This window comes from Dactylosporangium fulvum (assembly GCF_025137375.1).
Taxonomy (GTDB): Bacteria; Actinomycetota; Actinomycetes; order Mycobacteriales; family Micromonosporaceae; genus Dactylosporangium; species Dactylosporangium fulvum.
Genome location: NZ_CP073720.1, coordinates 8,374,610 through 8,391,540, shown reverse-complemented (window position 1 = coordinate 8,391,540; position 16,931 = coordinate 8,374,610). Strand labels below are relative to the sequence as shown.

At 69.7% G+C, this 16,931-nt stretch carries 22 protein-coding genes; 9 read left to right on the top strand and 13 right to left on the bottom strand.

The features are described from left to right. Positions 1-4: 4 nt before the first annotated feature. Positions 5-1,120: a geranylgeranyl reductase family protein gene (locus tag Dfulv_RS38540; protein ID WP_259868988.1), complete on the bottom strand. Its 1,116-nt coding sequence runs from the start codon at positions 1,118-1,120 to the stop codon at positions 5-7. 92 nt (positions 1,121-1,212) lie between these two features. Here Dfulv_RS38540 and Dfulv_RS38535 point away from each other — a divergent pair, with 92 nt between their 5' ends. Next, positions 1,213-1,701, top strand: coding sequence for a beta-class carbonic anhydrase (locus Dfulv_RS38535; protein WP_259858743.1), 489 nt, complete (start codon positions 1,213-1,215; stop codon positions 1,699-1,701). Between the two features lie 22 nt (positions 1,702-1,723). Here the strand turns inward: Dfulv_RS38535 and Dfulv_RS38530 are convergent, their stop codons facing one another. Then, positions 1,724-2,497, bottom strand: a complete 774-nt coding sequence (locus Dfulv_RS38530) for an NAD(P)H-binding protein (protein WP_259858742.1) — start codon at positions 2,495-2,497, stop codon at positions 1,724-1,726. Between the two features lie 74 nt (positions 2,498-2,571). On the opposite strand from Dfulv_RS38530, the gene Dfulv_RS38525 reads away from it, so the two are divergent. Both Dfulv_RS38525 and Dfulv_RS38520 read left to right on the top strand, forming a co-directional pair. Then, positions 2,572-2,973, top strand: a complete 402-nt coding sequence (locus Dfulv_RS38525) for a winged helix-turn-helix transcriptional regulator (RefSeq protein WP_259858741.1) — start codon at positions 2,572-2,574, stop codon at positions 2,971-2,973. A gap of 39 nt (positions 2,974-3,012) precedes the next feature. Continuing rightward, a complete protein-coding gene (locus Dfulv_RS38520; RefSeq protein ID WP_259858740.1) occupies positions 3,013-3,603 on the top strand; it encodes a hypothetical protein in 591 nt (196 codons plus the stop codon). Between the two features lie 56 nt (positions 3,604-3,659). Here the strand turns inward: Dfulv_RS38520 and Dfulv_RS38515 are convergent, their stop codons facing one another. The 5 genes from Dfulv_RS38515 to Dfulv_RS38495 form a co-directional block, all read right to left on the bottom strand. After that, entirely contained in the window at positions 3,660-4,091 is a 432-nt protein-coding gene (locus Dfulv_RS38515; protein ID WP_259858739.1) for a hypothetical protein, read from the bottom strand. Between the two features lie 189 nt (positions 4,092-4,280). After that, entirely contained in the window at positions 4,281-5,108 is an 828-nt protein-coding gene (locus Dfulv_RS38510; protein ID WP_259858738.1) for an isocitrate lyase/PEP mutase family protein, read from the bottom strand. 183 nt (positions 5,109-5,291) lie between these two features. Next, positions 5,292-5,720, bottom strand: a complete 429-nt coding sequence (locus Dfulv_RS38505) for a hypothetical protein (protein WP_259858737.1) — start codon at positions 5,718-5,720, stop codon at positions 5,292-5,294. 293 nt (positions 5,721-6,013) lie between these two features. Continuing rightward, the gene (locus Dfulv_RS38500; RefSeq protein WP_259858736.1) at positions 6,014-6,433 is read right to left on the bottom strand and encodes a nitroreductase family deazaflavin-dependent oxidoreductase; all 420 of its coding nucleotides are present in this window, start codon (positions 6,431-6,433) and stop codon (positions 6,014-6,016) included. Positions 6,434-6,471: 38 nt separating this feature from the next. Continuing rightward, entirely contained in the window at positions 6,472-8,208 is a 1,737-nt protein-coding gene (locus Dfulv_RS38495) for a RecQ family ATP-dependent DNA helicase (protein WP_259858735.1), read from the bottom strand. Positions 8,209-8,399: 191 nt separating this feature from the next. Between Dfulv_RS38495 and Dfulv_RS38490 the strand changes: the two genes are divergently transcribed. Further along, positions 8,400-9,287: a sigma-70 family RNA polymerase sigma factor gene (locus Dfulv_RS38490; protein ID WP_259858734.1), complete on the top strand. Its 888-nt coding sequence runs from the start codon at positions 8,400-8,402 to the stop codon at positions 9,285-9,287. A 117-nt stretch (positions 9,288-9,404) separates the two neighbouring features. Here Dfulv_RS38490 and Dfulv_RS38485 read toward each other — a convergent pair whose 3' ends face one another. Then, complete coding sequence (locus Dfulv_RS38485) at positions 9,405-9,848, bottom strand: VOC family protein (RefSeq protein ID WP_259858733.1); 444 nt, start codon at positions 9,846-9,848, stop codon at positions 9,405-9,407. Between the two features lie 151 nt (positions 9,849-9,999). Between Dfulv_RS38485 and Dfulv_RS38480 the strand changes: the two genes are divergently transcribed. Further along, on the top strand, positions 10,000-10,410 hold the full coding sequence (locus Dfulv_RS38480) for a GntR family transcriptional regulator (RefSeq protein ID WP_259858732.1): 411 nt from the start codon (positions 10,000-10,002) through the stop codon (positions 10,408-10,410). Positions 10,411-10,414: 4 nt separating this feature from the next. Here the strand turns inward: Dfulv_RS38480 and Dfulv_RS38475 are convergent, their stop codons facing one another. From Dfulv_RS38475 to Dfulv_RS38470, 3 genes are all read right to left on the bottom strand, one after another. Continuing rightward, the gene (locus tag Dfulv_RS38475; protein ID WP_259858731.1) at positions 10,415-11,437 is read right to left on the bottom strand and encodes a hypothetical protein; all 1,023 of its coding nucleotides are present in this window, start codon (positions 11,435-11,437) and stop codon (positions 10,415-10,417) included. A gap of 262 nt (positions 11,438-11,699) precedes the next feature. Beyond that, on the bottom strand, positions 11,700-12,272 hold the full coding sequence (locus Dfulv_RS49095) for a DUF7919 family protein (protein ID WP_456319225.1): 573 nt from the start codon (positions 12,270-12,272) through the stop codon (positions 11,700-11,702). A gap of 31 nt (positions 12,273-12,303) precedes the next feature. Continuing rightward, positions 12,304-12,486 (bottom strand): hypothetical protein, encoded by a 183-nt coding sequence (locus Dfulv_RS38470; protein WP_259858730.1) that lies wholly within the window; start codon positions 12,484-12,486, stop codon positions 12,304-12,306. 243 nt (positions 12,487-12,729) lie between these two features. On the opposite strand from Dfulv_RS38470, the gene Dfulv_RS38465 reads away from it, so the two are divergent. From Dfulv_RS38465 to Dfulv_RS38455, 3 genes are read left to right on the top strand one after another with little or no spacing between them, the layout of a single operon-like run. After that, entirely contained in the window at positions 12,730-13,071 is a 342-nt protein-coding gene (locus Dfulv_RS38465; RefSeq protein WP_259868962.1) for a PadR family transcriptional regulator, read from the top strand. Beyond that, on the top strand, positions 13,068-13,391 hold the full coding sequence (locus Dfulv_RS38460; RefSeq protein ID WP_259858729.1) for a hypothetical protein: 324 nt from the start codon (positions 13,068-13,070) through the stop codon (positions 13,389-13,391). The genes Dfulv_RS38465 and Dfulv_RS38460 overlap by 4 nt, the downstream gene beginning before the upstream one ends. Further along, entirely contained in the window at positions 13,388-13,813 is a 426-nt protein-coding gene (locus tag Dfulv_RS38455) for a hypothetical protein (protein WP_259858728.1), read from the top strand. The genes Dfulv_RS38460 and Dfulv_RS38455 overlap by 4 nt, the downstream gene beginning before the upstream one ends. Positions 13,814-13,882: 69 nt before the next feature. Here the strand turns inward: Dfulv_RS38455 and Dfulv_RS38450 are convergent, their stop codons facing one another. Both Dfulv_RS38450 and Dfulv_RS38445 read right to left on the bottom strand, forming a co-directional pair. Then, positions 13,883-14,431 (bottom strand): dihydrofolate reductase family protein, encoded by a 549-nt coding sequence (locus tag Dfulv_RS38450; RefSeq protein WP_259858727.1) that lies wholly within the window; start codon positions 14,429-14,431, stop codon positions 13,883-13,885. A 248-nt stretch (positions 14,432-14,679) separates the two neighbouring features. After that, entirely contained in the window at positions 14,680-14,949 is a 270-nt protein-coding gene (locus Dfulv_RS38445; RefSeq protein ID WP_259858726.1) for a type II toxin-antitoxin system RelE/ParE family toxin, read from the bottom strand. Positions 14,950-15,436: 487 nt separating this feature from the next. On the opposite strand from Dfulv_RS38445, the gene Dfulv_RS38440 reads away from it, so the two are divergent. Beyond that, positions 15,437-16,795 (top strand): hypothetical protein, encoded by a 1,359-nt coding sequence (locus Dfulv_RS38440; RefSeq protein WP_259858725.1) that lies wholly within the window; start codon positions 15,437-15,439, stop codon positions 16,793-16,795. Positions 16,796-16,931: the final 136 nt, after the last annotated feature.

Below are 16,931 nucleotides of genomic sequence, written 5' to 3'. Positions count from 1 at the left end.
AAGCTCATCGCAGCAGTCGCAGCGCCGTGCGGACCGGAAACCGTTCGACGGTGCCCTCGAACGAGGTCTCGCCCCGGCAGAACCGCTCGAACATCCGCCACCCCGGCGGCGTGCGCAGCATCGTGTGGAACAGGCCCGGCCGGCGGGAGAACGTGTCGAGCAGCCGGCGCCCGGCCCGCATCGCCGGGACGAGCTGCGTCTCGACCGCCCGGGCGTAGCCGTCGAGGTCGCCGGTCGCGGCCGCCGCGCCGGCCAGCGCCCCCGACCGCACCGCGAAGCTGATCCCCTCCCGGGTCCAGGGCTCCAGCAGCCCGCCCGCGTCACCGGCGACGATGACGTTGCCGGCGCGCAGCGGCGACGTCTCGGTGCGGCACCGGGTCAGGTGCCCGGAGTCGTGGATCGGCTCGATGCCGGTGAGCCCGAGGCGGTCGACGAACGCGCGCAGATACGCCTTGGTCCGTTCGCCGTCGCCCCGGGCGGAGATGACCCCGACGGTCAGCACGTCACCCTTCGGGAACACCCACGCGTACGACCCGGGCAGCGGCCCCCAGTCGATCAGCAGGCGTCCCTGCCACTCGCGCTGCGTCGGCCCGTCCACCGGCAGTTCGACCTCCAGGCCCAGGTCCACCTGGCCGTACTCGACGCCGACGTGCCGGGAGGTGATCCCCGACGAGCCGTCGGCGCCGACGACCGTGGCGGCCGTCACCTCGTCGCCGCCGGCCAGCCGGACCCGGACCCCGGCGCCGGTCTGCTCGATCGCGCGGGCGGCGGTCGCCTGCCGTACCGTCGCACCCGCCTTCTCCGCGGCGAGCCGCAGCGCGTCGTCGAACTCGGGCCGGCGGACCATCGCCAGCAGCGGCGCGCGGCGTGTCGTGCGCGTGAAGCGGCGCCGCCCGTCGTGCGTGAACTCGGCACGATCGATGTGGTCGCTCGCCGGGATCGTGATCCGGTCGGCGACCGCCGCGACGGTGAACCCGATCAGACCCCCACCGCAGGTTTTGTACCGCGGGTGCACCGCCTTCTCCAGGACCAGCGTCCGCGCCCCGCGCCGCGCCGACTCGTGGGCGGCGGAGAGTCCCGCCGGCCCGCCCCCGATGACCGCCACGTCCCATTCGTTCACCGTCACGGGGAGGAGACTAGTGGGCAGGTGACATTGCCCTCCTGTGACGCAGACATCAACCGTTCGGGTGACGGATCTGATTCACTTCGGTTATGTCCGCGATCGACCACCTCATCCACGCGAACGCGCGGTACACCGAGACGTTCCCCGGACCGCGGCCGCTGCGGCCGAAGCTGCGCCTTGCCGTGGTGTCCTGCATGGACTCCCGGCTGGACCTCTTCGGGGCGCTGGGCCTGGAGATCGGCGACGCACATCTGATCCGCAACGCCGGCGGCCTGCCGACCGAGGAGGTGCTGCGATCGCTCGCGATCAGCCAGCGCAAGCTCGGCACGCGCGAGGTGGTGCTCATCCACCACACCGAATGCGGCATGGAGGGCTTCGACGACCCGGCCTTCCGCGCCGAACTGAAGGGGGAGAGCGGCCGGGCGCCGAGCTGGGACGTGCCGGGCTTCACCGACCTGCACGCGACGATGCGCACGTCGATCCAGACGGTGCGCGACTGCGCGTGGCTGCCGCACCGCGAGGACGTGCGCGGCTTCATCTTCGACGTGGCGACCGCCAAGATCGAAGAGGTGACGTGACGGGCGCCGACCCGGAAGCGTGTTAGCGGTGTCCGGCGTAGACGCCCGCCCGGACCGCCTGCCCCAGGGCGATCAGGGCGGTGACCAGCGGCGGCGGGGTACCGGCGCCGAGCAGGTGCGCACGGTAGGCGTCGTCGTCGAGCAGGACCGGCTCGATCGGACGGCCCAACCGCCGGGAGAACAGCGCCGCCAGGGCCACGGCGTCGAGGGGCCGCGGCCCGTGCACCTCGACCACGCCCTGCGGCTCGCCCAGCAGTACCGTCGCCGCGACCTGCGCGCAGTGGTCCCGGTCCACGTAGGCGACGGCGCCGTCACCCGTGTTGGTGACGTGCCGGCCCGTCGCCGCGGCCGCCGCCTGCATGCCGGCCAGGCCCTCGGCGTAGAGGTTGTTGCGGACCGCCGTCCACGGCACGCCGCTCGCCCGCAGGTGGGCCTCTGTCTCGCGGTGCGCGGCGTTGAGCAGGTCGGGCGGGCCGTCGCAGCCGACCAGCGACGTGTAGACCAGGTGCCGCACCCCGGCGGCCACGGCCGCGTCGATCGCCGCGCGGTGCTGGGCGGCGCGGCGGACGTTGTCGGGATGGTCGGTGCTGATGATCAGCGCGCGCTCGGCGCCGGCGAACGCGGACGGGTCGATGTCGTCGAAGTCGGCCCGGCGTACCTCGGCGCCATCCACGACGTCCTCGGGCCGGCGCGTGACGACGATCGGCGTCGCCTTGCCGTACAGGTGCCGGACGACCGCGGAACCGAGCGCGCCGGCGCCGCCGGTCACCGCGACGGCTGGAATTCGATTGCTCACCTGATGATCCTCGGCGAGCATCCCGGCGGCCGGAAGACGGCACTTCGAACTGCCTCAGGCACACGGGAGTAACCATGGACCTCGCTCTGCTGCTACCGCCCGGCGTCACCGTCACCGCCGCGATGAAGGAGCGCTGCCCGCTGCGCGACACCCTGGACCGGATCGGCGACCGCTGGACGGTCATCGTGGTCGTTCTGCTGCGCAACGGCCCGATGCGGTTCACCGCGCTTCAGCGGGCCGCCGAGGGGGTCAGCCGGCGAATGCTGACCCATACGCTCCGAAACCTGGAGCGTGACGGTCTTGTCACGCGGACGGTGCACGCGAGTGTGCCGCCGAAGGTGGAGTACGAGCTGACCCCGGCCGGGCACGCGCTGACCGAGCCGCTGACCGGGCTTCTGCACTGGTCCGTCCGGCATCAGGAGACGGTCCTCGCGGCGCGGAAGGCGTACGACGGGGGTTCCGCCGAGGGCGGCTGAGGGCGCCGATGGGGTGGTTGATGCGGCACGATCGGAACCATGCGATACGGGGGCCGACTCAACCGCCTCGAGTTCACCGCGCTGATCGACCAGCAGGCGAACCGCATCCGCGCGAGCGCCACCGCGCTGCCGCTGTACGGGCCCACGGGCTGGACCGGGCCGTGCCGGATCGGGGCCTGGAGCTGGGAGGACGACCGGCTCATGCACGCCGGGCTCCAGTTCGGCGAGACTGTTGCCGGCGGCGCCTGGATCGAGGTCATCACGACCGCCGGGCCGCCGATGCCGCTGCTCATCGACGTGCGGATGGCGGCGAACGCGACCGGCGCGCCGGCGGACCGCCGGGCCGCGGAGCGGATGCTGCGGGCCGCGTCGAGCCCAGCGCCGGAGCGGGTCGGCATCGCCGTCGACGGGGCGCCGAAGCCGTTCCACCGCTGGCCCGACCACTCGCTCGGCCCGTCGCTCGGCACCGGCTGGCTCGCCACCCTCGACGAGGTGCCGGGGCTGCTGCTGCGGGTGTCCGGGCTGACCCCGGCGGAGATCAGCCTGGCCCGGGTCGGCGACCCCGAGCCGCACCTGGTCGGCACCCGCGCCCACCTGCTGGCCGGCTACGACGCCTACGGCGCCGATTAGCGGACCACCGGCCGGGCCGTCCGTAGCGGCACGGAACGGCGCGTGACGAAACCGGATCAGTAGCGGGTGGCCAGCGCCTGCGCGAAGTTGACCCGCTGGACGGCCTCGGCGGCGTGCTGCGGTGAGTACACGACCTCTTGCGCGAGGTAGTGGTGCGGCCCCGACTGGATCGAGACGATCAGCGGCCCCGACATGCTGCGCGTCTTCGCGGTCAGGAACAGCAGGCCCAGCAGGAGCAGCAGGCTGAGCCCGCAGGTGAACGGGACGAGAACGACACCGAGAACCGCGAAGACGACGCCGAGCGCGATGCCCCAGCCCGCGGTTGTGGTCAGCGGGATCGGCTGGGAGACGACCATCCAGCGGCTGCCGTGGATCGGCCACACCCCGACCGGCGTGTAGATCGCCGTCCCGTCGACGCGGACGTCGCCGATCCGCACGTCCGGGCCGTTGTACGCGGGTGCCCCGCTGTAGGGGATGGGCAACGTCACAAGAGCATTCTGGCGCCCGGCCCGACCCGGTTCAACGAGTCGGGTGATCCGGCGAAGGCCGCCCAGGCGATCCTGTCGATCGTCGACGCCGAGAACCCCCGTTGCGCCTGGCCCTCGGCGCCGACGCGGTCGACAACATCCGCGCGCACCAGGACCGGGTGCGTGCCGAGCTCGACGCATGGGAGAAGCTCAGCCGTTCGACATCATTCCGTTGAGCTCGCCGAAGTCGATCGACCCGGCCAGCGCGCCGTAGGTGCCCTTCGACTGCGCCTCCTCGGCGGCCCGCCGGACGACGGCGTAGGCGGCCTCGGCGACCCACGAGCCCAGGCTGACCCGCGCGACGCCGAGCTTCGCCAACTCCGCGACGGACGGGGTCTCCGGCTCGGCGAGCACGTTGAGCGGGGCGGGGATCGCCGCGGTCAGCGCCGCGATCGTGGCGGCGTCGGCGACGCCGGGGACGAAGATGCCGGTCGCGCCGGCCGCCAGGAACGCGGCGGCCCGCTCGGCGGTGGCTTCGACCGTACCGCCGCCGCGGAGGTAGGTGTCGACGCGGGCGTTGATGTAGAGGTCGACGCCCGCGTCGTCGGCGGCGGCCCGTGCGGCGGCGATGCGCTCGGCCTGGCCGGGGATGTCGCGCAGCCGGGCGCCGCCGGCGCGGACGGTGTCCTCCAGGTTGACGCCGACCGCGCCGGCGGCCAGCACCCCGCGGATCGTGACGGCGACCTCGGCCGGGGTCGCCCCGAAGCCCGACTCGATGTCGGCGGTGACCGGGAGGCCGGCCGGGACCGCGGCCACGATCCGCGCCAGGTGCTCCAGCGCGGCGTCGCGGGAGAGCACGTCACCGTCGGGCACGCCGAGCGTCCACGCGACCCCCGCCGAAGTCGTCGCCACAGCCTTGGCGCCGGTCGCCGCGACGATGCGGGCGGACGCGGGATCCCAGGTGTTGGCCAGCACGATCGGGTCGGCGGAGGTGTGCAGGGAACGGAACCGCGCGGCGCGGGTCTGCTGATCGGTCATGCACCACAGTCTCCCGGCAGCCCGGTGCGCGCCCAACACCCGCACGCTGGTGGCCGAGGCGTTGGTACGGGCGAACAGCAGTGCCGGCCAGCGGGGCTGATCCACTGGCCGGCACTCTTCGGTCGTGCGATGGTGCTGACGTGTTGTCTTGCCGTCTTACCGGTCGGACGTCACCACGGAGATTCAGTTGGCGGGGCCCAGCTCGCCGGCGTTGCCGTGGAATTCGGTGCCCGCGGCGAACGAGGAGTTGATCTGCTGGCGCAGGGCGTCGATCTGCGAGAACTGCGAGTCGCTGGCCGAGACGCTGCCGTCGGCGGCGAAGATGTGGTCGGTGGAGGCCTCGTCGTGGCTGTAGTTGGTGAACTCGGTCTCGGAGTAGCTGGCGCCGTTGCCGTCGGTCCATTGGACGCTGTGGCCCTGCTGGAAGTCGGTCGACTCGGCCGAGGCGCTGTCCTGCTCGTAGACGTTGAAGTCGCTGTTGTAGGACGAGTTGCTGGCGTCGACCTGGTGCAGCTGGTCGAGCTCGGCGCTTTCCTGCCCGGCCTCGTAGTGGCCGAAGTCCACGTCGCTGCCGCCGTCGTAGCCGGTGTCGCCGGTGTCGTAGTCGCTCATGATGGGTCCTTTCGGGGCGTTGCAGGGGTTTGGATTTTTGTGGTGTCCGTCCGGCCGTTGACGATCACACTACGAATTCTGTGTAGGTGCGGAATCCCGGAAATGTGCCACCGTTTTCGACCCCGGTTCGAACGCGTTGTTGAACTGGTGACGCGGAGCGTATCGCGTGGTCAACGGCCCGAGCTATCCCCGAGACGACAGCCGATCAGTCACAATTCGGGCCTTTCGCCGTACGAGCACGGGACCGGTCGGCGGATACCCGACAGTGGTCGCCCCTGCATTCCCCGCCGAGGTCAGCGCCCCGATTTGATCAGTTCGACAACCGGGATGGTGCGGGAGACGCCTTTCTGGTGGTCGACGAAAAACGGGTACTGCTCGCTGATGCGGGCGAACAGCGCGTCGCGGTCCGCGCCGGTGGTCGGGCGGGCCGTGGCCGCGTACTCGTCGCCGTCGACCTCGACGGTGACGGCGGGGTCGGCGACCAGGTTGTGGTACCAGGCCGGGTGCTTCGGCGCTCCGGCGTTGGAGGCGATGACGAGCAGGCGGTCGTCGAGCCGGACGTACATCATCGGGGTCGTGCGGCGAATGCCGCTCCGGCGCCCGGTGGCGGTGAGCAGCAGCAACGGGCGCTCTTCGAGCCGGCGCCCGTTCTCCCGGAACTCGGCGATGAGCTTGCGGTTGTATTCGTGCTGGTCGTTCGGCAACTGACTCATGAGATGGACTCTAGGCGGATGCGGAGCACCCCCACCGCCTATACCGGCTCCAGCAGCTTCGACTTCTGCACGATCGGCACCGACAGCGTCTTGTAGCCGACCTCCTCGAACAGCACGACCACCCGGTCCCGCTCGTAGGCCATCACCGTGCCGGTGCCCCACTCGGTGTGCCGCACCTCGCTGGAGACCGGGAACGGCCGGGCGGAGTCGACCTGGGGCGTGGCCGCCTGCGTGGGCACGGTGGCCGCCGTCGCCAGCGGTGCTTCGCGCCGGAAGATCCTGCGGTACCACGGGACCTTCACGGCCGGCACGACCGGATCGACGACGACGGTGCCGTTGGCGCAGTTGTCGCAGTGCTCGCACGCGCGGTCGGCCTGCTCGCCGAAGTAGGCCAGCAGCGCGTTGCCGCGGCAGTTGGCGCTCTCCGCGTACTGGCGCATCATGTCGATCCGCGACCGGCGCAGCGTCTGGTGCCGCTCGAACTGCGCGAGCGCCAGCCGTGCCGCCTCGGCGGGGGTGGGGGCGTACCGCGGTGCGGTGAGCTTGTTGCCGGTGCCCACCTCGACGGCGCCGATCTGTTCGAGCAGGCTCAGCAGCGACGTGATCCGCCGGGCCGGCAGCCCGCTGCGGGTGGCGAGCGCCGTCTTCGTCACGGGCCCTTCCCGTAGCGCGGCGGCGAGCTGGGTGAGCTCCTTGCCGTCGGGTGCGCCGGTTGCGAAGAACCGTTGCAGCGCCACGTCCTCCGGCCGGAAGTAGAGGATCGTCCGGGCCGGTGCGCCGTCCCGGCCCGCACGGCCGATCTCCTGCAGGTAGCTGTCGGGGGAGTCGGGCAGCGCGACGTGGTGCACCCAGCGGATGTTGGGCTTGTCGACCCCCATGCCGAAGGCGCTGGTCGCGACCATGACCGGAATCCTGTCGGCCATGAAGTCGGCGTAGCGGCGGTTGCGCTCGCCCGCGGCCAGGCCCGCGTGGAAGGCAACCGCCTCGATGCCGTTGTCGGTGAGGCGTTCCGCGTACTGCTCGGCGATCGCGCGTGTCGGCGCGTACACGATCCCGGGGCTGGGCTCTTTGCGGACCTGCGCCAGGAGCCGCTGCCAGCGCTGCTCGTCGCTGGTGCAGTGCACGGCGGCGAGCTCCAGGTTGGCGCGGTCGAGCCCGGCGACGAGCGTGAACGGGTCGCGCAGCCCGAGCGCGGCGGTGATGTCGGCGCGCACCGGCGGCGAGGCGGTGGCCGTCAGCGCCACGACCGGAGGCCGCCCGAGCTCCCGGATCAGGTGGCCCAGCTGGAGATAGTCGGGGCGGAAGTCGTACCCCCAGGCGCTGACGCAGTGCGCCTCGTCCACGGCGACCAGGCTGGGGCGCAGCGCGCGCACCTCGGCGAGGCGCTCCGGATTGCCGAGCTGCTCCGGCGTGATGAACAGGAACCTGGCCCGGCCCTCGCGTAGCGCCGTGAGCGCCGCCTTCTGCTGGTTCGGCGTCTCCGCGGAGCTGACCCGGACGGCGGCGAGCCGCTCGTCGCCGCGGCCGTTGAGTCCGGCGATCTGGTCCTGCTGAAGGGCCAGCAGTGGTGAGATGACGATTGTGGGGCCGGGAAGCAGTGTGGCCGGAACCTGGTAGATGGCGGATTTTCCGCCGCCGGTGGGTAACACGACCAGGGCATCATGCTTCTTGAGCAGGGCGCGCATCGGGGGCAACTGTCCGGGGCGCAACTGGTCCCAGCCGAAATGGTGGCGGGCGGCGCGACGCAGGCGGGGCGCGAGAGGCACAAGATTCATCGAGCGCGATGGTACCGATGTTCGAATGCTTCGGCGCGCTGAACGACACGCCGAGTCTTGAGCACTCTTCCCGTCCCGCAACCAAAATGCACCCGAGAGTGACGGTCGCAGCACCCTTCGTAGTCGAAAGTTCTTCGTGTCAGCAGGTGGACCGCCTGCACGGGGTCCGCTCCGGACACGAGGGGGAACCGATGACAACGACCCTTGAGGGTGCCACGCTCAAGGTCCAGTTGGAAGGCCGCGAGCTCGAAGATCTCATCCGAGAGCACCTGCCGCTCGTCGGGCATCTGGTCCGTCAGACGCTCGGCCGCCTACCCGCCCACGTCAGCCGCGAAGACCTGGTCTCCGCCGGCATGGCAGCCCTGGCCGGCGCCGCGAAGGCGTACGACCCGAGCCGGGGCATCCCGTTCGGCAGCTTCGCCACGACCCGCATCCGCGGCGCGATCCTCGACGAACTGCGCGGGCTGGACTGGGCGAGCCGTTCCGTACGGGCGAGGGCGCGGCAGGTCGACACGATGCAACAGGAGCTCACCGCGGCGCTCGGGCGTACCCCGACCAACCAGGAGCTGGCGGAGGCGCTCGGCGTGAGCGTCGACGAACTGCAGTCGATCGACGACGACGTCCAGCGGGCGGCCGTACTGTCACTGCAGGGCTTCGCCGCCGGCAGTGCCGAGGACATGGTGCCGGAGCGCGCCGCCGGCCCCGAGGACCTGATCCTGCACCGCGAGCGGATCGGCTACCTCCACAACGCCGTCGAGGCGCTGCCGGAGCGGCTCGGCCTGGTCGTCAAGGGCTACTTCTTCCAGGAGCGCCCGATGATGGAGATTGCCCGCGACCTCGGTGTCACCGAGTCGCGCGTCTCCCAGCTGCGGGCCGAGGCGCTCATGCTGCTGCGCGACGGCCTCAACACCCACCTGGACCCGGACCTGGTCTCCGCCAGCGACAAGCCGACCGGGTGCGTCGCCCGCCGCCGCGAGGCGTACCAGGACAAGATCGCCAACGCCGGCAACCTGAACAGCCGCCTGGCCCAGACCAACTACCACGGCATGCCGTTCGTCCACGCGGCCCGCCACTCCTGAAGCCGGCTCGCCCGCGGGGAACGGACCTCGGATCCGCTCTCCGCGGGCGGCGTCACTCCCGCCAGGTCATCCACCGAGGTGAACGTCACCCGCATCGTCGCTCCTCCGCCCGCCCGCTCACCGGCCCGGGGCCCGCTGCTTCACCTCTTGCAGCACCCAGCCGTTGCCGTCCGGATCGGTGAACGACGCGAACGAGCCGTAGTCACTCCGGTCCGGATGCGGGCCGGGGACCCGGGCGTCCGTTCCGGCATGGTGGAACACGCCGCCGGCGTCGTGGAACACCTCGCTCACGTCGAGCCCGCGACCGACGAGCTCGGCCCGGGCCTTCTCGATGTCGGACACGACGAGGTGCAGCCCCTGCACCGAGCCCGGCACCGCCGAGCTGACCTTGTCGCCGAAGATGACGGCGCACTCGGATCCCGGCGGGGTCAGCTGCACCACCCGCAGGCCGTCGGGCCCGACGAAGTCGGCGTCCAGGCGGAAGCCCAGCCCGCCGTAGAAGTCCTTGGCCCGGTCGACGTCCGCGACGGGTATGACGACGACCTCGAGTTTCAAGTCCACGATGGCAACTCCGCTTCCCTGCCTGCCGGCAGATCGGACAACCGGGCAACGGTCGCTCGCGCAGTTACCCACCAGCACCCGTGGAAACCCGTCGCCGACCATGCCGTCTGGGTTGGCCATATGGCCACACGACTGGCTAGAATGCTGGGCCATGACGGTCGAACGGGTGGGGCAGGCGTTGTACCAGCGGGTGGCGGACGCGCTACGCGAGCAGATCCGGCAGGGCACGTATCAGCCGGGGCAGTTCCTGCCGAAGGAATCGGAACTGGTGGTGGAGCACGCGGTCAGCCTGATGACGCTGCGCCGGGCGCTGGCGGTCCTGCGTGAGGAGGGCCTGATCGTGACGCGGCGGGGGATACCGTCGTTCGTGCGCCAGCAGCCGCGTCGGCGGCGGGTCTCCCTGGGCGCGGGTTGCCGGCTGGTCAGCCGGATGCCATCGACCCCGGAACGGTTGGCGCTCGGCCTGGACCGCGGCGTCCCGCTGGTGGAGATCCGCCAGCCCGACGGCACGGTGGAACGCTTCGGTGCCGACCGGATCGAGGTCGTCCAGCCGCTCCGATGACACCCTACGCAACCTCCGTGGCGCGCCTTCCGTTCTGTCTCCACCAGGCTGCGTACGTTTCCTCCCAGGGAAGAGGCTCTTTTCGCGGACCGTCGGAGCGGTACGTGCGCCGAGTGGGAAAGATCGTGACTCCCATCGCCGCCTCGGACTCCTCGGTAGCGAGCCCCACTTCGTCGAAGGAACCGTCCACGGGGATGATCGGCCGGCCTGCCATGACAACGTGGATGTGATCGAAGGTGCCGTGCTCGAACGGGTCGAACACGGTGATCGTGAAGAAGCATGCGCCGCGTGGGTTGGGCGGTTCGGGATTCTCGCACGCATCCGCCCACTCTGCGATCGTGTGCCCGGCGCCCCACTCGAACAGCGCCATCTCACCCGGCCGCAAGAGATGCTCCCGCTTCGTCGGCATTCCCACGGCCGGCGGCACCACGATGCTCGAGTTCCGGACCAGTGGACTGTCGCCCTCCACGAACTGGGCCTCGTTGTCGAGTCGCACGCGGGCGGTGGTAGTGCCTTCGTTGACGAGCACTCCCCGGGTCCGAAACCACATGAACTGGTTTCGCTCTCCGCCTCGCAAGAACGATCGCGCCGGCGAAGCCGGTTCGGCCTGCGACACAGAACGATGGTCGAGCAGTCGGGCCTCGTTCCCGTACGGCATCCGATTGCGCGTCGTGTCGACCAGCGGGGGCCATTGCGGTGCCTCGAGCAGCGCGACGACGAGGGGAGCCCGCTCGTCGGTCCTGGCACGTGCGGCTTCCCGGACCGCCGTCGTGGCGGCTTTCAGGGCTTCCTGAGCAAGGGCGACCTGCTCGTCGGCGGCTCTCGACTGCGCCGCACTGACCTCGACCTGCTTCTGAAACTCCGGCAGTTGCTGGGCGGCGGTCCGGGCCGCCCTGCGCGCCGACCGGGCGGCCGCGGCGCCGGCGATCGCTGCGGCGACGGCGCCGACGGCCGAGACGATCTGGATCCATTCGGCCAGCGTCAGGCGATGCGTGCCGGCCCACAGCGCATCCCAAAAGGCTCGCACGCCGAAAGGGTACTGATCGAGGCTGTGGCCGGATTTGTACGTGACCCGGCTGCCCGGTGCTCCGTGTGCCGGCTGTCCGGGTCTGGGCGGCATCGCCGTTTGATGCCGGGGTGCCGGGAGGCCGCGGCACGTGGGACGCACGCCACGGCCGGGTGCGGACGTGTCCCGGCCCGCCGCGGTTGGCGTGCACCTGGTCGCGGTATGCCGGCAGCGGACCGTGTTGTCATTCGTTTTCTCATCCACGGAGCAGAAGCCCGGAGAATCAACGGGTGGACGCTCTGCTGGAGTTTTCTCCATGCCCGCTACGAGGCGGACAACCACGCCTATGCCGAGGTGGCGTACCGTTTCGGGGGCAGACCTCCCGGGAACTGACGGAGCGTCTGCGAGGACCTCGCGCGCCCGGCTGCGCGGCGCCGCCCACACCTGTCGCGGATCGGCGACGGGGGTTCGTGTCCGGCGGGCAGAACTCGCAGTCGTGGAGGCCGCGTGTCTCGTTGACGGGTGGGTCGCCGATGACGTCGAGCAGCGCGCCGGCGAACCAGTCCGGGACCGGGCCCCTGTCGAACGGCTGCGACGCGTCCAGCCAGCCGACGTTGCGCCGCTCGTACTGCGGGTGGTACTGCAGCCTGCCCCATTCGTGCCCGACGGTGTCGTGGTCGATGTACGCGTAGGGCGTCAGGTCCGGGAAGCAGGCCACGAGGCAAGGTGCAGCGTCAGTGCGGAAGCGGCCGACGACGGCGAGGCCCGGTCGACATGCGTGTGCTGCGCTGCTCGCAGGTTGCCGACCTGCCCGTTCTCGAGCGGGATGAGGAAATCGTCGCGGCGACGTGACCATCCCGACGAGTGGTTATCTCCGGACAGCCCGGCTACGGAGTGGCCGGCGGATTCCAGTACTCATGATCGATGAGACGGAACATCCCGCAGATGCAGCAGAGAATGACGAACACCGCCACCGGGATGCCCAAGGCGAGCCACAGCAAGATCTCCCGGGCGAACTTGACCCGCGACATGGAGGGGCTCGCGTGATCCGGGCCGTTTTCTGGTTGCACACAGAGGATGTTCCACCAACGACTGTCGCCAGCCGACGGTGGATCGCTCTCGATCCTCTCGATGCGAACTACCGGCCCAGCTGCCGACATGAGATCGCCTGGCAGTACGCCGTACGTGGCTGTTAATGCCGTGGCCCCTGTCCGGCCTCCGGGATGGCTGAAACAGAGGGCGGCCTCGCGACAGCTTGCTGCGGCGGGTAGAGCATATACCGCGAGACGGTATATGCTGCCGCGGTGGACTCTATGAGTGAACAGGCGTTCCTGATCCTCGCGGCGCTCGCCGATCAGCCCCGGCACGGCTACGGGTTGGTGTCGGAGGTCGCCGCGATGTCTGAGAACCGAATCCAGCTCCGGGCGAGCACGCTCTATGCGGCTCTGGAGCGTCTCGTCGCCCGCGGGCTCGTCGAGCCCGAGCGTGACGAGGTGGAGAACGGCCGGCTGCGCCGTTACTACCGTTTGACGGACGCGGGTGCGGCTGCAGTGGAGGCTGAGACGCAGCGGATGACCGCCCAGGCTCGTGCGGCGAAGCGCCGCCTCGCCCGGCGTGCCCAGCAATCGGCGCCTCGGCTCGGACTGACCGGATGAACCCCTCGGACCGGACGGGGTCTCTGGAACGGCGCTACCGCCGACTGCTGCGGCTGCTGCCTGCCGACCACCGGGCCGCCCGCGGTGAGGAGCTGCTCGGGCTGCTGATCGACCTTGACGAGGGTCGCACCCGGCCCAGCCTCCGTCAGGCCGTCGGGGTGTTCGGCCTCGCGCTTCGGCTTCGCCTGCCCCGTGCGGCATCCCTACTGCTCGCCGCGTTCCTCGTCGCGTACAGCACCGCAGTACTCGAGACCGTTTACCGCATCAACACCGGCGCCATAAGGTCAGTGTCGACAGCCGGTTCCCCATCCACAACGTGACCCTTGTGCTGCTGATCCCTACCGTGCTCCGGCTCGGCCTCGCAGTGGCCTGGATCGTCGGAGCCCGCCGCACGGCGGTGGCCGTCTTCGCCGCCCTGCTCGTCTACTCGCTGTCCACCGGGGGGCTCGGCGGTCTCTTCCGGTTCGACGTCGTGGCTCTTGTGGTGCTGGGAGCCGCTGTGGCGTTGCGGTGGCCGGCGCCGCGGCCGCGTGTCGTGCTGCTGGCAACGATTCCGCTCGCGATGCTGCTGTGGACGCTTATCGCGGCGGCGGGCACCCCCTTCGAGTACGGCGGGCTGCCGTCGGTCACCATCGTCGTCGCTCTGCTCGGCGCGATCGGCAGTCTGTTGTCCCGCCGAACCTCCAACAGCAGTAGCCACCCGAACGGACCGCAAGACCAACCCACACCCGCAACAGGCTGATCTGCTTTGTCGACCCCGGGTTTGCCTGTCCCGTAACCGGCAAACCCGTGCTCCTCTGGGTGCTTGTGTTCAGGCGGTGGTGACCCGGTAGGTCGACACGACCACCCCGGACTCGAAGGTGGTGGTCTCGAAGTGCTGCAGGCCGGTCGGGCTCTCAGTGCGGAACAGCGGCTCACCACTGCCCTTCAGAACCGGATAGGTCCAAATCTTGTACTCGTCGAGCAGGCCGGCCGTCGCGAGCGCATCGGTCAACCGGCCGTTGCCCCAGATCAGAATATTGGTGCCATCGGTCTCCTTGAGTGCCTTCACAGCGGTCAGCAGCTCGTCGCCGGCGATGACGGTCGTCGGGTTCCAGGCGCTGGTGTCGACCGGCTGGGAAGCCACAACATACTTGTGCATGGCGTTGACGTGGTCGGCGTACGGGTTCCCACCCATGTTCGGCCACGCCTGCGCCATGCCCTCGTAGGTGATACGGCCCAGGAGCAGCGTGTCGGCGCTGAGCGTCAGGTCCAGGGCGTACTGCATGGCCGCCGGGGCGTTGTATGACAGTGACCACTCGTGCGGGTTGTCGATGAAACCATCAACAGTGGTGTAAGTCGAAGCAATAATCCGTCGCATCAGATCTCCCCTAGTGAGTGGGCCAGCACTCCCGGCCCGCACCCATCCTTCGCACAACAACCCACCGCTTCGACACCAAAACCAAAAAACTTTTCCACCCCCCACACCACCCGACACAGCCCCCAACCTCCCACAGCCCAACGCCGCGACCGCAGCCAGGATCACGGCCAGGACCACGCCCCTCCGCATAACCGCCGACCCCGCCTCCCCTCGCCGCGGACATGATGACCACCGCCTTGCAGATGGCTCTACGTGACCGCGAGTTCGCCGAACTCATCACCACCGACGGCGAACGGACGGGCAGCACGAGCACCACCAACCCCACCCACACCAGCACCGGCAACCAGGATCACCGCTTCGCGTTCAGCGTCGAAGATGAACAATAGGCGGATCTCGGAGCGGCCTGTCGAGCCCGGCCGAAGTTCTTTGAGGTTATGGAGGTGGCTGCCATGGACCCGGTCGACCATGGGTCGCCCGAGGCCCGGACCGGCCTGCACCAGGTGGTCAATCACCTCCATGACCCGGTCGGCCGTGGTCGGATCGGTCTCGCACAGGTTCAGGAACCACTCATCGACCGGGGCGAGTAGAACGACATGTCGCGGAGGGGTGCAGCAAGGACTGCAACCGTCCGGCCCGGCCGAGGCGGTTACGCCGGACGGGTCCTCAAGAGGGCGAAGGCACCAGAGTGCCGTAGGCGCTCAGGACACAAAAGAGGGCTTGTCGATCATGTCGACAAGCCCTCTGAGCTGCGTGGACGATACTGGGTTTGAACCAGTGACCTCTTCCGTGTCAAGGCTTCCCAGAGCCCATCTCGCCTGCACAGACAGGCGATCTGCCTTACGTGAGTGACTGTCGGCGTCCGCCGCCGTCCGGCCGCGTGCGCGGCGATCGGCACTCAGTTGGGCACTCATCGAGCCCCGCCGGCCTGCGGCGTCCAGGGCCTCTGAGAGCAGCCGACGCCACTGCGTCACCTCGATCTGGCCCTGCAACATTAGGATTTGCTGCATGGCAGCGTCCGGCAAGCGACTCGGCACCGACCGCCTTCTCGTCGATGCTTACAGCGCGAGCAGCCAGCGCATGAACGCAGCGGCCGGCTATCTGCACGAGCGGTACGTCGGACAGCTTCGGCTCGATCTCCTGCTGTCGCGCACCCTCGTCATCCCTGACACGCACTTCCTCGACGGTCGTTTCTTCATCGACATAGCGCCGCCGCAACTGAGCGACCTGGTGGGACGAGGCGTACACAACCGTATTCTGCCCATCGAGGTGCGCACCCGCGGTCACGGTGCCCCGCGGCGCCGCTTCGCAGCTGCACTCCGAACCTTCCTTCTACGAGGGGACGGCGCGGGGACCCTCAACGGCTTCACCTTCAACGCGGTCGGAGCAGACGCCGACCGGTCACACCTCGCCTCAGCGCTCGGGCAGACTCCCGAGCAGATGCTGAGTGCATGTCTTGCCGGCAGCGATGACGCCGAAGTCCCGGACCGCCTGGCCCGGTTTCTTACCGACCGTGCACCAACGACGGCGCATGATGACATCGATCGGTTGGCGGAAGGCTGGCGGAGATGGATCGAGGCGGAACGCGGCGGTCTACTCACGACCGCAGCCTGGGGTGATGGGTTCGACCTCGCCACCGCTCTGCTGCACTACCGGCCGTTGCCTCCAGACACACTTACGACGGGTGTTGGCCGCAGCACATACGACAGCGTGGTGCAGATGGTGCAGCTCTCGCGACACCGGTCTGATCTGACCGCGCTCCTGGAAAAAGTCCGCAGTGATCGGCCGGGTCTGTCGGTCGATGAGGCTATTGATCTGGAGACCATCGACCGGTGGTACTCCGCGGGACGGCACGTCGCGTTGGCGCGCCAGCATGGGATCCGTGCCATCGCCTCGTCCTTCCAACCTGGCCGGACGCCGACCAGTTACACCGAACAGGCCACTCGCCGGCTTGCTGCGGAGGGCATCGGCACCGACCTCGTCGTGCCTGACGATCTCATGTCAGGCCTCGTCGCGATGGAAGGTAGCGAGTTTGGTCGATTCAGCTACGAACACGATGAGGCCCTGGCTCGTCTCTGGGCAGGCGGTGGCCCCGATGAGGCGCGCCGGGTCGTAGATCCCCTGCTTCGAGCCATCGAGCCAGCCAACCGTCACCAAGGCACCTTGCTTACCGGCCTGGGCGTGGCGGCGGGCGCCAGCGCCGCAGCCACCGCGCCGATCTCTGCGATCGTGAGCGCTGGACTCGGCGGGTTGGCAGGAATCGCAGCGCTCCCAGCCGTGTGGGAGGCATGGCGGCGACGCAGCGTAGTGAGCCGAGTGATTGAGTTCCTCACGGACAGGACCTCGTCGACGTCGTCTCGTGCGTAGCAGCGTCACCGCGACAGCTGCTGACTTCTTCGGTGTGAACGCATGGACGAAGCCGGTCGACCAGCATCTGCATGGCTACCGAGCTGGGTGAACGCTCCGCAAGCGTCCGTGGTCGTCCGCCGCCGTTCCGACCTGT

Bases quoted from the DNA above. Each gene is read 5' to 3' on its own strand.
- Dfulv_RS38535 (WP_259858743.1), top strand. From the start codon at position 1,213: ATGTCCGCGATCGACCACCTCATCCACGCGAACGCGCGGTACACCGAG.
- Dfulv_RS38525 (WP_259858741.1), top strand. From the start codon at position 2,572: ATGGACCTCGCTCTGCTGCTACCGCCCGGCGTCACCGTCACCGCCGCG.
- Dfulv_RS38520 (WP_259858740.1), top strand. From the start codon at position 3,013: ATGCGATACGGGGGCCGACTCAACCGCCTCGAGTTCACCGCGCTGATC.
- Dfulv_RS38510 (WP_259858738.1), bottom strand. From the start codon at position 5,108: ATGACCGATCAGCAGACCCGCGCCGCGCGGTTCCGTTCCCTGCACACC.
- Dfulv_RS38505 (WP_259858737.1), bottom strand. From the start codon at position 5,720: ATGAGCGACTACGACACCGGCGACACCGGCTACGACGGCGGCAGCGAC.
- Dfulv_RS38500 (WP_259858736.1), bottom strand. From the start codon at position 6,433: ATGAGTCAGTTGCCGAACGACCAGCACGAATACAACCGCAAGCTCATC.
- Dfulv_RS38495 (WP_259858735.1), bottom strand. From the start codon at position 8,208: ATGAATCTTGTGCCTCTCGCGCCCCGCCTGCGTCGCGCCGCCCGCCAC.
- Dfulv_RS38490 (WP_259858734.1), top strand. From the start codon at position 8,400: ATGACAACGACCCTTGAGGGTGCCACGCTCAAGGTCCAGTTGGAAGGC.
- Dfulv_RS38480 (WP_259858732.1), top strand. From the start codon at position 10,000: ATGACGGTCGAACGGGTGGGGCAGGCGTTGTACCAGCGGGTGGCGGAC.
- Dfulv_RS49095 (WP_456319225.1), bottom strand. From the start codon at position 12,272: ATGGTCACGTCGCCGCGACGATTTCCTCATCCCGCTCGAGAACGGGCA.
- Dfulv_RS38465 (WP_259868962.1), top strand. From the start codon at position 12,730: ATGAGTGAACAGGCGTTCCTGATCCTCGCGGCGCTCGCCGATCAGCCC.
- Dfulv_RS38460 (WP_259858729.1), top strand. From the start codon at position 13,068: ATGAACCCCTCGGACCGGACGGGGTCTCTGGAACGGCGCTACCGCCGA.
- Dfulv_RS38450 (WP_259858727.1), bottom strand. From the start codon at position 14,431: ATGCGACGGATTATTGCTTCGACTTACACCACTGTTGATGGTTTCATC.
- Dfulv_RS38445 (WP_259858726.1), bottom strand. From the start codon at position 14,949: ATGGAGGTGATTGACCACCTGGTGCAGGCCGGTCCGGGCCTCGGGCGA.
- Dfulv_RS38440 (WP_259858725.1), top strand. From the start codon at position 15,437: ATGGCAGCGTCCGGCAAGCGACTCGGCACCGACCGCCTTCTCGTCGAT.